Source organism: Hominibacterium faecale, assembly GCF_020734085.1.
In the GTDB taxonomy this organism is placed as follows: domain Bacteria; phylum Bacillota; class Clostridia; order Peptostreptococcales; family Anaerovoracaceae; genus Hominibacterium; species Hominibacterium faecale.
In genome coordinates, this window is record NZ_JAJAGH010000006.1 from 31,794 (window position 1) to 45,179 (window position 13,386).

Consider the following 13,386-nt stretch of genomic DNA (forward strand, 5'->3'; position numbering starts at 1 on the left):
TTGAAGTACAGATTGAAAGGAGGACACCATGCAAGGCTTTTTCAGCGATTTCTGGGGAATGATCAACTGGTGCAGAATTGCCGGAATCATTATGCTGGTCGTTGGCTTAGTCATCTTCTTTATGGCAGGAAGAAAGACCCCGCCTTGCCCATTAAGGAACAGCCCATTCCTACAGAAGGTTTGGGGGTCAGCCTGAAGAAAGAATTTCAGGATAAAGCTTAACCGCAAAATGGTTTAAATTTGAAAGACGGGCAAAAAAGCCGAGAAAAACCGGGTATCCAGACGATGCCCGGTTTTTTGGACATTTTTATGGAGGATAGCGCAAAAGAAAGAGCAAATTAATACATAATAAAAACAAATAAATATATCAATAAAGCAAAATAGTACAGGAAAAAGTTTGACAACTAGCAAACTAAGCGCTATAATAAAGTCGTAAAGAAAAGTAAGGTAGCAAAACAGAAAAGAGGGATATTATGAGTACTGCTACGAAAAACGCTATTGTAAAGAGGTTTCACGCATTAAAAGAAGGGTTTCTTACATGTTCAGAAATGATCGATGAATGCGTTCAGAAGGGACTTCTTAAATAGTTTCCTTACAAAACAAATATATACATTTGTATATTTTTTTCCGGTGAGAGTGCTCGCCGGTTTTTTGTTTTTTGGCTCGGTATAGCTTTTATTTTTACCATTGAAAGCCGCCTCGCAAAGAGGTAAAATATAGTAAAGTTCACTCGGTGCGCATTGTAGGTGGCAAGCGTATATACTACGGACGCACATCGTTAAATTGCAGATACAGAAATGGAGAACTGGAATGGATGGAATTAAAAAAATTAAATCGCTGGGAATTTTTCTGGGAATTTTGTTGATCCTGCTTGGGGTGGTATTCATTGTATTCCGCAGAGATATTGTGGAAGCGCTGGCGATGATTGTAGGAATTGGCATTATTGTAATTGGCGCCTTTAAGCTTGCCCAGGCGTTTTTAAGTAAAAATGAGGTCCAAAATAAGTCTTTGGGAATTTCGGTTGGAATCGTGCTACTGGCTCTAGGTATTTTCATTTTGGTGAATACTAATATTTCCATCATGATGCTTGGGGTTGTGATCGGAATTTTTGCCTTTGCTTCGGCTTTCGATCGATTTGCTGTTGCCAGAGAAAGAAAAAAACGGGGCTTAAAATGTGGAAATACGATACTCTTCGGACTGATTCATGTTGTCTTTGGCGTAATCATGGTTTATTGCTCTTTCGCGGTAATGTCTTTTATTGTCGTACTGACGGGCATCTACCTGCTTGCGGCCGGGATCATGGTAGTCTTGTCGACCGGGTACTTTTTCGACTATCGATCATAAACGAGCGTGATGGAAAGACGGCTTTGGAGGCCGTTTTTTGTTTTGGAAAAAGGATTTGCATCTCTGTTGATTTTGTCCAATCCTTTGGTCTATTTTGTCCAGAAAATTAATATGATGTACAAAGCGATATTGATGAAAAGAGGAGAGACAATGAACCGAAGGAGAAAAATCAGAAGACGGCCGAGAGCCTATGGGGGCAAAAAAATACAGGTGAATTTTGCTCCTGTTATTGTTATAATATGCTTATCTGTCTGCGCCGGATATTTGACGGCCAAATATGTTGTTTATCCGATTCTCGGATACGAGCCTACAGGACTCAACATACTACAGAATAAATCCACCCAAGAAAAAAAGGATGAGACAAAGGCTAAGGAAGAATCCACCACTGCTGCGCCTACAGAAACGACGGCCGCACCTACAGAAACGACAGCTGCGCCGACGACCGTAGTGCAGGATAAGGTTGATGTCAAACAAACCGCCGGCTATGCGCTCCAATTCGGCAGCTACTCAACGAAGGCAGCTGCCCAAAAGAGCGTAAAACAGCTAAAAAGCTCAGGGATCAACGCGCGCGTCCTGGAAAAGGACGGCGCATATAAAGTAGTAGGAGACTTGTTCGATACAAAAGAAAAAGCCAAAGCAGCCCTGGAAAAAATGGACGAATCTGTAGGAGCATTTGTAACAACCGTCGATCAATAACACAAAAGGATTCATAGCAAGGAGAAAACATGATACCTTTATCCACCAAAATGAGACCTGATAATTTGGACGAATTTGTGGGACAGACCCACTTTATGTATCAAGGCTCGCTTTTATACAATGCCATCAAGAACAAAACCTTTGACTCAGCAATCTTCTTTGGTCCCTCGGGAACTGGCAAAACCACGCTGGCCCGAATTGTGGCTAAGGAGATGGACGCTGATTTTATTGAGATTAATGCATCAACCACAGGGACGAAAGAGCTGAAAGAGATTATTGAAAATGCAAAGACGCGTTTTTTCGGTCTTCAAAAAGAGACAACCTATGTCTATGTGGATGAGTTCCATCGCTGGAATAAGCTGCAGCAGGACTCTCTTTTGAAAGCCCTGGAGGAAGGGGTGATCCGTTTTATTGGGAGCACCACGGAAAATCCTTATTTTGCAGTCAATAACGCAGTAATCAGCAGAGTAAGAAATATCTATGAGTTTCGCCGGCTGACCACCGATGAGATCCTGGGCCTTTTAAAACGGACGCTGGAAGATTCCCTCAAAGGGTTCGGCGGCCTCAATGTTTCTTATGACAAAGAAGCTCTGCGCATTCTGGCGGATATGAGCTCGGGCGATGCCCGCGTTGCACTGGATACGCTGGGCTTCATTGTGGATAATTTAAGCGAGGGAACCAAGCTGGATGAAAAGATCGTAGGGGAGGCCATGCAGAGGCAGACCACGTTTTACGATCGAAGCGAGGATAAATATAATTTGCTGTCCGCTCTTCAAAAATCAGTAAGGGGAAGCGATCCTGACGCTGCCGTACATTATTTGGCACGTCTGCTGGAAGGGGGCGGAGACATTCAGATGATTGGAAGACGCCTGCTGGTTATGGCCAGCGAGGACGTGGGAATGGCTTACCCAAGCGCCATCACCATTGTCAATGCCTGCGTTCAGGCAGCGCTCATGGTCGGACTGCCAGAGGCCCAGATCAACCTGGCTCAAGCTGTGGTGCTCATGGCATCCTGCCCAAAATCCAACGCGTCCAATATGGCTCTGGCCAAAGCGCAGGCCGATCTACAGACCAAAAAAATCGATGATGTTCCGCCCCATCTGAAGGACGCCCACTACAGCGGAGCATCCAAGCGGGGCCATGGAATCGGCTATAAATTTCCCCACGCCTACGGCGGTTATGTGCCCCAGCAGTACCTGCCCGACAACTTGTACAAGGAGGGGGTGCGGTACTATGAACCTACGGAAAATGGAAGCGAGTCTTCCTTTAAAAAATATTTGGAGGAATTAAAACGAATCGATGAAAGAAATCATAAGGGCTGATCATTCCGGATTTTGTTTCGGTGTGAGAGAAGCTATTGAAAAAGCGGAAAAAGCGGCGGATCCGTGTCGGGGGAGCATCTACTCCTGCGGTTCGCTGATTCATAATAAGCTGGTGACCGAGAAGCTGGCGCGAAAAGGAATTCAAGTGATCCAAAGCCCTCTGGAAGCAGAGGCCGGCTCCACGGTCATCGTCCGTTCCCATGGAGAAGGAAAGAATTTTTATGAGATCGCAGAGAAGAGGCGGCTCAAGCTGGTCGATGCCACCTGTCCCTTTGTGGCCAGAATTCATGATTTGGTACGGACTGCAAAGGAAAAAGGCAAGCAGGTTGTGATCGTCGGCGATGAGAACCATCCTGAGGTGCAGGGCATCAACGGCTGGTGCGGCGACTCGGCTATTATCGTAAGCACCCCGCAGGAAGCGGAGCGGATCACAGAAGATGATCTCTTTGTTGTCGCTCAGACGACTATCCGCAGTTCAGTATTCGATCAGGTCCTCAGAGCCCTCGAGGAAACAGGGAAAACCTTTTCCCTGACCAATACGATCTGTCATGCCACGTCCAATCGCCAGAAGAGCTGTATGGAAACAGCAAAAAAAGTAGAACTGATGCTTGTACTGGGGGATACTCAGAGTTCCAATACCAAAAAATTGTATGATATTTCTAAAAAATATTGTACAAATACTCATTTTGTTGAAAATATAAAAGATTTACCATTGAAAGAAGTTGAAAAATGTAATAGAATAGGTGTAGCAGCGGGCGCTTCGACGCCTGAATGCTTAATTAAGGAGGTTATTGCCAACATGAGTGAAAACACACTTGAAAACAACAACGAAATGAACTCAATGGACGCCTTAATGGACGAAATCGAAAAGTCCTTAAGACTGCCGCGCAGCGGAGAGATCGTAACAGGTAAAGTGCATCAGGTTACGAATCGGGAAATTATCGTCAATCTCGGCTGCAAAAAAGATGGAATTATTCCACTCGACGAAATTACACTGGAAGGAGATCAAAAGCTAACTGACTTATATCAAGAAGGCGATGAAATTCAGGCCAAAGTTGTAAAGACAGACGATGGCGACGGCAGTATTCTGCTGTCAAAGAAAAAGCTGGAAGTTGGCGAACACTGGGACGAAATCAACCAGGCGCTTGAAGATAAATCAATCATTGAAGTAAAAGTTGTTAGACCCGTCAATGGCGGTGTGATCGCAACGTACAAAGAAGTCTCCGGATTTATTCCACTGTCTCAGCTTTCCGACAGATACGTGGAAAACGCGGAAGAATTTGTAGGACAGACTCTTCCGGTCAGAGTTTCCAGAGTGGATCAGAGAAGGGGCAAAGCCGTATTCTCCCACAAAATGCATCTGAATGACGAAAAGAACAAGAGAATCGCAGAGATTTGGGAAGGCCTCTCTGTGGACGACGTAGTAGAAGGTACCGTAATGCGGTTCACCGATTACGGCGCATTCGTAGATATCGGCGGCATCGATGGTCTGCTACATATCTCAGAGATTTCCTGGGGTAAGCTGAAGCATCCGCAGGAAGTACTGAATATCGGCGACAAGATCAAAGTAAAAGTTCTTTCCATGAATTCGGAAAAAGGCAAGATTTCCCTGGGTCTGAAGCAGAACCAGCCGGAACCTTGGAGCGTGATTAACGATAAATATGAAGTGGGACAAGTCGTTAGAGGCAAGGTTGTACAGATTAAGGAATACGGCGCGTTTGTAGAACTGGAGCCGGGTCTGGACGGACTTGTACACATTTCTGAAGTAGCTCATAAGCGGGTTGGAAACATTGCCGACGAACTGAACGTAGGCCAGGATGTTTCCGCTAAGATTCTGGAGATCGATCAGGATAGAAGAAGAATCAGCCTGAGCATCAAAGAAACGTTGGATGAGGAAGATCAGCCGATGGAAGGCGAATCGACCGAAGAAGAAGTTCCCGTTGAGCAAGCAGCAGAAGAAACTGCTCCCGAAGCTGAAACAGAAGAATAAAAGAACAATTACAAGGGCGGGGCTTAATTGCGACCTCGCTCTTTTTCGTTAGCAAACGGATTGATTATGAAAAAGAATTTTGGGCTTAAGGAAGGAGCAGCAAGTGAAGATAGGCATTTTATGTGCTGGCGATACAGAAGTAGTTCCCTTTCTTAGAATGATGAAAAACTGTAAAGCTACAAAAAAATCGATGCTGACTTTTTACCAAGGGCAGCTGGAAGATATAGAAGTTGTAGCATTATTTTCAGGAGTATGCAAGGTTAATGCGGCCATAGCAGCGCAAATTTTAATCGATACATATGGGTGTACTGTGATTATCAACGCTGGGACTGCCGGAGGAATAGATGAAAAACTAGAAATTTTCGATACTGTTATTTCTACAGAAACAGCTTATCATGATGTAGCAGATGATATTTTGACCGAATTTCATCCCTGGAAAGATTCTATTTATTTCAAAGCAGATGAAAAGCTGCTTGAAGCCGTAAAAACAGTGATTGCCAAAGGCAACCTAAACAATCGAGTGTTTTTAGGAAGAATGATAACCGGCGAACAATTTATTGAAAACAATAAGCGCGAATACATTGCTGCCAAATATTCACCTTTGAGCGTGGATATGGAAACAGCTAGTATTGCGCATGTATGTTATGTTAATGGGATACCGTTTATTTCGATTCGGACGATCACCGATACACCGGACCGAAGCGGAATATCAGAATTTGAAAAGAATTGTAAAAAAGCTTCTCAAATATCGGCCAACCTTGTTAAATCCATGTTGAAAGAGCTATAAAAGGAGAATTGGAATGGAAAACATCATATTGGTCGGTATGCCGGCCTGCGGCAAGAGTATTACGGGGGTTGTTCTTGCCAAAACCATGCGCATGAATTTTGTAGATACGGATCTGCTGATCCAGGAACGGGAGCAGAAGCCGCTGCAGCAAATCATCGATGAACATGGCATCGAGTACTTCAAACAAGCAGAAGAAGCTGTTTTGCTGGAGCTGAATGTTGAAAACACGGTCATTTCCACAGGGGGAAGTGCTATCTATTACCCCAAAGCCATCGGGCATCTAAAAATGAACGGCCGAATCGTCTATCTGCAAGTACGGCTTCAAACCGTATTAAACCGGCTTAACAACATAAAAACAAGAGGGGTGGCCATGGAAAAGGGGGACACCATAGCGGATCTCTATCAAAGGCGAGTACCGCTGTATGAGAAATATGCGGATATTATCGTTAAAGCCGACGGGTTGGCTGTTGAGCAGACCGTGGAGCAGATTGTAGCTTATTACTAAGGCGGTGCTCCGGGGAGCATATCCAAATGAAAAATTAGGAAAGGAACTTGTTGAGATGGAAAAGAAATCGAATGGATTTAAAGTTGCAATTATATGCATCCTGGGCGTTCTTGTTTTGACCGTGTGCGTCTGTCTGATCTACCAGACCTTTTTTAAAGACAGCGGAAAAAGCGAGCCTGCAGAAACATCTCTTGCGACATCCGCTGCCCAAGCACAGACAGAGGGCAAATCTGAAGCGTATGAAGAATTTTCATGGTCTGCGAAAAAGAACCGCGGTTATACGATTCCAATGAACTCCGATCAGCTTAAAACTTTCAACTTTGGCGGGATTGAATCTGTGGAACTCACGTCGGACGGCAGAGCTATTTTACATTGCACTGCGGAATTGGGAGAAGTCTACGGTCTGACCCATGAAGTGGAGTCGGGCGTTCTGCGTGTATGCGCCTGCCCGTATGGAAACGGCGGGTATGGAGCTGTTTTTTTCATCATGGAAAATGGGTCTGTGGAAGCGCTGCTGCCTTCTGCCATCATTAACGAGTACAAAATAGAGAAAATCACTGATTTAGGCGGGGCGAAAGAGGTTGTCAACGTGGAGCGCATGACGGAAGGCGAACATGCCGGACTCGTCTGTGCCTCCGATATTAACGGCAACGTTACTGTACTGGATACCTACTTGCAAAAATAAGGATGAGATATAAAAGAGCTTGCGGTTTTTCAGAGTATATCTGAGACTGCAAGCTCTTTTGTTTATTTGGATGCTTCAATCAGCTCTTTCGCTGACTGGAGGGTGATGTCGGTAATGTTGATTCCGCCCAGAAGCCTGGCGATTTCCTGGACTTTTTCGTCAGGGCGCAAGTGGATGACCGTAGTATAGGTGCTGCTGTCATCGGATTCTTTCTCGATCTTATAGTTGTGAGCGCCATAGGCCGCGATCTGCGGCAAATGGGTGATGCAGATAATCTGGTGGTTTTCTGCGATCTGCTGCAGTTTTTTTCCCACAATGCTGGCAGTGATGCCGCTGATGCCTGCATCGATTTCATCGAAGATCATGGTGGGGATTTCGTCATAATCGCCGACGATCTTTTTGAAAGCCAGCATGATTCTGGACATTTCACCGCCGGAAGCGATCTTGGAAAGGGGCTTTAATTTTTCACCCTTGTTGGTGCTGATCATAAACTCGACTACATCTGTGCCGTTGTCTGTGAACTCGGTGCTTTCCTGAAACTCGATGGATAATTGAGCGTCTTTAAAATTCAGTTCTCCCAGCTCAACGAGGATCTTTTCTTCCAGCTCGGCAGCGGCTTCTTTCCGCAGGGCGGACAATTCCTGACAGGCGGCTTTCAGATCAGCTTCGCATTTTTCCTTCAGTTCGGTCAGCTCCGTTTTCAAGCTGTCGATGTTTTCCACCTGCGTCAGCTTTTCTTCCAGCTCTTCGCCGTAAGCGATGATTTCTTCCAGAGAAGCATTATGCTTTCGCTTGAGGCTATTCAAGGTTTCCATACGGGAAATACATCGATCCAGATCCTCGGGGGAAAATACGGTCCTGTCCCGGCACTCGCGGATCTGGGAACACAGTTCTTCCATAATATAGTAGGATTCTGACATCTGTTGGTGGATGTCCGTCAGTTCCTTGGAATATTCTCCGATCTCTCCGATCATGTCCAGCGCCTTTTTCATGCTGCCAAGGGCAGGGAACTCTTCGCCGTTGGCCAGCTCATAGGCTCCGGCAAGATTTTCGTAGATTTTTTCACTGTTTTGCAGCACACTGATTTCTTCTTCCAGCGCCTCATCTTCACCTGGCGCCAGACCGGCCTTGTGAATTTCCTCCAGCTCAAAGGCCATGAAGTCCCGCTTTCTCTGATTTTCTGCCGCATCGGCGAGAAGCTGCTTTAGTTTGTTTGAAATATCCCGGTATTGGGAATAAAGAGACGCTACTTTTTGTTTGGCCGGTCCGATGGTATCTTTTCTGTACATATCCACCAGTTTAATGTGATAATCCGGATTGAGCAGGGATTGGTGGTCGTATTGGCCGTGGATATCGGCCAGCTTCTTGCAGAGCAGATTCAAATGGCCCAAAGTGACGATCTCGCCGTTGATCTTGCACAGATTCTTTCCTGCGGCCGATACCTCCCTGGTGATGACGTATTCTTCCCCCTTGTGGGTTCCGGCCAGCTGAACGATAGCCTTTTCCTTTCCGGAACGAACGAAAGCAGTATCCGCCCGGCTGCCCAGAGCCAGACTTACTGCTTCGATTACAATTGACTTACCGGCTCCCGTTTCGCCGGTGATGATGTTGAGTCCTTCGTGAAAGTCAATTTCCACGTTTTCAATAATGGCAAAATCTCTGATACTGATATGCGATATCATATGCTACCTCTTATCCAAGCATTTCATTGAATTCTTTTAAAAACTTTGGTGTGTTGTCCGCATCGTCGATGACGATCATCAGCGTGTTGTCTCCGGCTACGGAACCGATCACATGGGGAAATCCCAGTGAATCGATGGCTTCACCGGCGGCGTTGGCGCATCCGGACAAAGTTTTTACAACAACGATATTGCCGGAAGAATCGACGGATTTAATGGTTTCTCTGAATATATTTACAAAACGATCGGAAACCGGTCCTTCCATATTCATGGCAGCTGCATATTTATATTTTCCAGTGGAGGAGAGGGTCTTAATTAAATGAAGCTCTTTGATATCCCTGGATATGGTAGCCTGCGTCACGTCATAACCGTATTCTTTCAAGAGGGAAGCCAGCTTATCCTGTGTTTCCACCTCATATTCTTCGATCAGCTCTAAAATTTTATTTTGTCTTGAATAACGCATTGTATTCTCCTTCAATATACATTTTAAATTAATTTTATACATTTATAATTATACCATACTTTTGGGAAAATACCACATAAAAAAACCTTAATTGAGAATTGCGGAACGTATGTTTGTGTGCTATACTGAATTGAATGTGCGGATTGAAATCCGTGCTGTTTTGAGGAGGCTCTATGCGAATACTTGGAATAGACCCGGGATATGCGATCCTGGGCTATGGCGTCGTCGAAATGACCGGCAATCGCTTTAAGGTGATCGATTATGGCGCCGTGACTACGGATGCCGGCATGGAGATGCCGGACAGGCTGAAGATTTTGTATAATTCTTTGATGGAAATCATTATGCGCCATGAACCGGAGGTGGCCTCCGTAGAAGAATTATTTTTTAATACCAATGCCAAAACAGCGATTCTGGTGGGGCAGGCTCGGGGAGTGGCCGTGCTGGCTTGCGCGAACTCAGGGCTGGAGATTGCAGAATACACTCCGCTCCAGATCAAACAGGCTCTGGTGGGCTATGGCCGCGCAGAGAAAAAGCAAGTACAGACTATGGTCAAAACCATATTGAATCTAAAAGAAGTTCCAAAGCCCGATGATACGGCAGATGCTCTGGCGGCAGCCGTGTGCCACGGACATTCGGCAGGCAGCAGAAACCGGCTGAAAAGCTTGAACATGAAAAGCAGGAGGTAGGAAATGCTACATTACATAAAAGGTACGTTGGCTATAAAAACAGAGAGCGGCATTGTGGTCGATGCGGGAGGCCTGGGATACGAAATAACCGTTCCTGCCAATTCCAGCGTTTATCTGGCGAAGGAAGGGGAGTCCATCACTGTTTTCACGGCTATGATCGTAAGGGAAGATGATATTCGTTTGTTCGGTTTCGGCGAAAAAGCCGCCCTGGATACGTTTCACAAGCTGATTACGGTCAGCGGCGTAGGGGCGAAAGCGGCCATCGCGATTTTATCAGCCATGCCCCTATCAGAAGTCCATCAGGCCATTGTGCTGGAGGATGCCAAATCTTTGACCAGGGCCAACGGCATCGGCAAAAAGACGGCTGAGCGGATCGTGTTGGAGCTGAAAGATAAGTTCGGCCAGCTGGAACAGGCAGCTCTTCCCGAAGGCATGGAAAGCAGCGCTTCCGCAGACGGAGCCGCCGGGGACAGCAGGACGGAAGCAGTGAGCGCGCTGGTGGCGCTGGGTTATACAAAAGGAGAAGCCGTCAACGCTCTGACAGCGGTGAAAGAAAAGGATTTGACTGTGGAAGAATACATTAAGCAGGCTCTGAAAAGACTGTTTTAACGATAAGGGATGAGTTATGGAAAACGAAGAAAGAATAACTGCGGCAAGCGCAGGCGAAAATGAAGAAGCCTCTGAGTTCACCTTGCGGCCTCAGACGCTGGAGGATTACATCGGGCAGAAAAAGGCAACTGAGAATTTGAAGATCTTTATTGAAGCGGCAAAGCTGAGGAGAGAACCCCTGGATCACGTTCTTTTTTACGGACCTCCGGGCCTGGGAAAGACGACTCTGGCCGGGATTATTGCCAATGAGCTGGGGGTGGATATTCGGATCACCTCCGGGCCTGCCATTGAGCGGGCCGGCGATCTGGCGGCGATTCTGACTAATCTCAATGAAAATGACGTCCTGTTTATCGATGAAATCCACCGGCTCAACCGCTCTGTAGAAGAAGTGCTCTACTCGGCCATGGAGGATTTTGCGCTGGATATCATCATCGGGAAGGGCCCCTCGGCCCGATCCATCCGCTTGGATATTGCCCGTTTTACTCTGATCGGTGCCACCACCAGGGCCGGAAGCCTCTCGGCACCGCTGCGGGACCGGTTCGGCGTCAGCAGCAAATTTGAAATGTATACCACTGGAGAACTGAAAAAGATCATCCGCCGTACAGCGGGTCTGCTCAATGTGGAGGTGGATGAGGAATCCCTCAATGAAATGGCAAAGCGTTCCCGGGGAACGCCTCGGGTCGCCAACCGTATTTTAAAGCGGGTTCGGGATTTTTCCCAGGTCAAGGGTACCGGAAAGATCGACCTGGCCATTACCCAGGAGGCCATGACCGCCCTGGGGGTGGATCCTATGGGCCTGGAAAGTCTGGATCGGGAAATCCTGCGTATGATCATTGAACGCTTTAAAGGCGGCCCCGTCGGCATCGATACCATCGCCGCTTCCATCGGTGAGGAACGGGTTACCATTGAAGATGTCTATGAGCCTTATTTGATACAAGCCGGTTTTCTCCACAGAACCCAAAAGGGCAGGGTGGTTTCGGAGCAAGCTTACCGGCATTTGGGCATTGCCTGCGATGACCAGCAGGTGGAATTAAAGATAAAGGAATAGGAACATGCATATAAACGAATTCGATTATCATCTGCCGCAGGAGCTGATTGCGCAAAAGCCTGCGGATAAACGGGACTGCTCCCGTCTCATGGTTCTCAACAGAGAGAACGATACCATTGAACATCGTCATTTTTACGACATTTTGGAGTATCTTTTGCCAGGGGACTGTCTGGTGCTGAATAATTCCAAGGTGCTCCCGGCCCGGCTTTTCGGAACCAAAGAAGAGACCGGCGCCAAGGTGGAATTCCTTCTAACCAAGCGGATCGAAGGCGACCGTTGGGAAACCATGGTAAGACCGGGAAAACGGCTTAAACCGGGAGATACGGTGGCTTTTTCTCCCGACTTTAAGGCGGAAATTCTCGATTATGGAAAAGACGGTACCAGGATCGTAGAGTTTCATTATCAGGGAATCTTTATGGAACGTCTGGAAGAACTGGGAAAAATGCCGCTTCCTCCATATATCGAACGGGACAGTGACCAGGAAGATAAGGAACGCTATCAAACGGTTTACTGCAAAGAAGAGGGTTCGGTGGCAGCGCCTACGGCCGGTCTTCACTTTACGGAAGAACTGTTGAGAAAGGCTGAAGAAAAGGGCGTTAAGATCGCTTATGTGACCCTTCATGTGGGAATCGGTACCTTCCGTCCGGTGAAGTGCGAAACCATCGAAGAGCATGAGATGCATTTTGAAGAATATGAGGTTTCCCAGGAAAGCGCCAGGCTGGTAAACGAGACCAAAGCAGCCGGCGGCCGGATCCTGTCCGTGGGCACGACCTCCACCAGAACCTTGGAGAGCGCGGCGGTTTTTGAAAACGGTCAGTACCGGCTCAAAGCGGGGGCAGGAAGCACGGGAATTTTCATCTATCCGGGCTACGAATTCAAACTGGTGGATGGGCTGATCACCAATTTCCACCTGCCAAAATCCACGCTGCTGATGCTGATTTCCGCTCTCTACGACAGAGAGAAAATCCTCAGCGCTTATGAAGTTGCGGTAAAAGAGCGGTATCGGTTTTTCAGTTATGGAGATGCGATGTTGATTGTATGAAACCCAATAGAATGTTGGCAGCAACATTCCGTTAAAGATCGGTGACCTTTTGCAGAACATTCAAAAGAACAAAGTGAAATGTATTGGCTTTATTCCGAAAACAAGGTACAATATCTTTATAAAATTGGGGGTGCCAGATATGGCAGAGACAATGACTGTAAAGGAAGCGGCTAAACGGTGGGGAATAACGGAACGCAGAGTAACGGTTCTTTGCGCAGAGGGAAGAATAGAGGGGGTTCATAAAAAAGGACGCAGCTGGAGGATTCCCGTGGACGCAAAAAAACCTGCGGACAGCCGCGTGAAAACCGGCGCATATAGAAAAAGTGAAATTCAGCTGGATTTGCCGCTTTTGAAAAGACGGATGAAGATACTTCTGTTTATTTCAGAGACAAAAAGATTTGGTCCTGCGGTAAAAAATATCGGAACTATCAGGGGAAATACCCGGTGATTTTCATCACCTTTAAGGATGTAAAACGTGATACCTGGGAGGAGACCTATGATCAAATTTTAAGCATTTTAAGGCAGGAATT

At 46.6% G+C, this 13,386-nt stretch carries 14 protein-coding genes; 12 read left to right on the forward strand and 2 right to left on the reverse strand.

Translation table 11 applies throughout. The features are described from left to right. Window positions 1-810: 810 nt before the first annotated feature. The 7 genes from LG211_RS08025 to LG211_RS08055 all read left to right on the forward strand — a co-directional run bounded on the left by LG211_RS08025 (window position 811) and on the right by LG211_RS08055 (window position 7,329). Window positions 811-1,344 carry a DUF308 domain-containing protein gene (locus tag LG211_RS08025; protein ID WP_269477323.1) on the forward strand — a complete coding sequence of 178 codons (534 nt, stop codon included), beginning with the start codon at window positions 811-813 and terminating at the stop codon, window positions 1,342-1,344. 150 nt (window positions 1,345-1,494) lie between these two features. Continuing rightward, window positions 1,495-2,040: an SPOR domain-containing protein gene (locus LG211_RS08030; protein ID WP_253019747.1), complete on the forward strand. Its 546-nt coding sequence runs from the start codon at window positions 1,495-1,497 to the stop codon at window positions 2,038-2,040. A gap of 29 nt (window positions 2,041-2,069) precedes the next feature. After that, window positions 2,070-3,362, forward strand: a complete 1,293-nt coding sequence (locus LG211_RS08035) for a replication-associated recombination protein A (RefSeq protein ID WP_253019746.1) — start codon at window positions 2,070-2,072, stop codon at window positions 3,360-3,362. After that, a complete protein-coding gene (locus LG211_RS08040) occupies window positions 3,340-5,352 on the forward strand; it encodes a bifunctional 4-hydroxy-3-methylbut-2-enyl diphosphate reductase/30S ribosomal protein S1 (protein ID WP_269477324.1) in 2,013 nt (670 codons plus the stop codon). Before LG211_RS08035 ends, LG211_RS08040 begins: the two co-directional genes overlap by 23 nt. Before the next feature lie 103 nt (window positions 5,353-5,455). Beyond that, window positions 5,456-6,139, forward strand: a complete 684-nt coding sequence (locus tag LG211_RS08045; protein WP_148398841.1) for a 5'-methylthioadenosine/adenosylhomocysteine nucleosidase — start codon at window positions 5,456-5,458, stop codon at window positions 6,137-6,139. A gap of 13 nt (window positions 6,140-6,152) precedes the next feature. Continuing rightward, window positions 6,153-6,644, forward strand: a complete 492-nt coding sequence (locus tag LG211_RS08050) for a shikimate kinase (protein WP_269477325.1) — start codon at window positions 6,153-6,155, stop codon at window positions 6,642-6,644. 55 nt (window positions 6,645-6,699) lie between these two features. Next, the gene (locus LG211_RS08055; protein WP_269477326.1) at window positions 6,700-7,329 is read left to right on the forward strand and encodes a hypothetical protein; all 630 of its coding nucleotides are present in this window, start codon (window positions 6,700-6,702) and stop codon (window positions 7,327-7,329) included. 62 nt (window positions 7,330-7,391) lie between these two features. On the opposite strand, the gene recN is transcribed toward LG211_RS08055, so the two are convergent. Together recN and LG211_RS08065 are read right to left on the reverse strand one after the other, a co-directional pair. Next, a complete protein-coding gene (gene recN / locus LG211_RS08060; RefSeq protein WP_269477327.1) occupies window positions 7,392-9,011 on the reverse strand; it encodes a DNA repair protein RecN in 1,620 nt (539 codons plus the stop codon). Between the two features lie 10 nt (window positions 9,012-9,021). After that, the gene (locus LG211_RS08065) at window positions 9,022-9,471 is read right to left on the reverse strand and encodes an arginine repressor (RefSeq protein ID WP_148395332.1); all 450 of its coding nucleotides are present in this window, start codon (window positions 9,469-9,471) and stop codon (window positions 9,022-9,024) included. A gap of 173 nt (window positions 9,472-9,644) precedes the next feature. Between LG211_RS08065 and ruvC the strand changes: the two genes are divergently transcribed. The 5 genes from ruvC (at window position 9,645) to LG211_RS08090 (ending at window position 13,304) form a co-directional block, all read left to right on the forward strand. Further along, on the forward strand, window positions 9,645-10,157 hold the full coding sequence (ruvC, locus tag LG211_RS08070; RefSeq protein ID WP_148395331.1) for a crossover junction endodeoxyribonuclease RuvC: 513 nt from the start codon (window positions 9,645-9,647) through the stop codon (window positions 10,155-10,157). A gap of 3 nt (window positions 10,158-10,160) precedes the next feature. Further along, window positions 10,161-10,766 carry a Holliday junction branch migration protein RuvA gene (gene ruvA / locus LG211_RS08075; protein ID WP_148395330.1) on the forward strand — a complete coding sequence of 202 codons (606 nt, stop codon included), beginning with the start codon at window positions 10,161-10,163 and terminating at the stop codon, window positions 10,764-10,766. A 16-nt stretch (window positions 10,767-10,782) separates the two neighbouring features. Next, window positions 10,783-11,814 (forward strand): Holliday junction branch migration DNA helicase RuvB, encoded by a 1,032-nt coding sequence (ruvB, locus tag LG211_RS08080; protein ID WP_148395329.1) that lies wholly within the window; start codon window positions 10,783-10,785, stop codon window positions 11,812-11,814. A 4-nt stretch (window positions 11,815-11,818) separates the two neighbouring features. Continuing rightward, window positions 11,819-12,856, forward strand: coding sequence for a tRNA preQ1(34) S-adenosylmethionine ribosyltransferase-isomerase QueA (queA, locus tag LG211_RS08085; protein ID WP_148395328.1), 1,038 nt, complete (start codon window positions 11,819-11,821; stop codon window positions 12,854-12,856). A gap of 139 nt (window positions 12,857-12,995) precedes the next feature. Continuing rightward, window positions 12,996-13,304, forward strand: coding sequence for a helix-turn-helix domain-containing protein (locus LG211_RS08090; RefSeq protein ID WP_148395327.1), 309 nt, complete (start codon window positions 12,996-12,998; stop codon window positions 13,302-13,304). The last annotated feature ends 82 nt before the right edge of the window (window positions 13,305-13,386 follow it).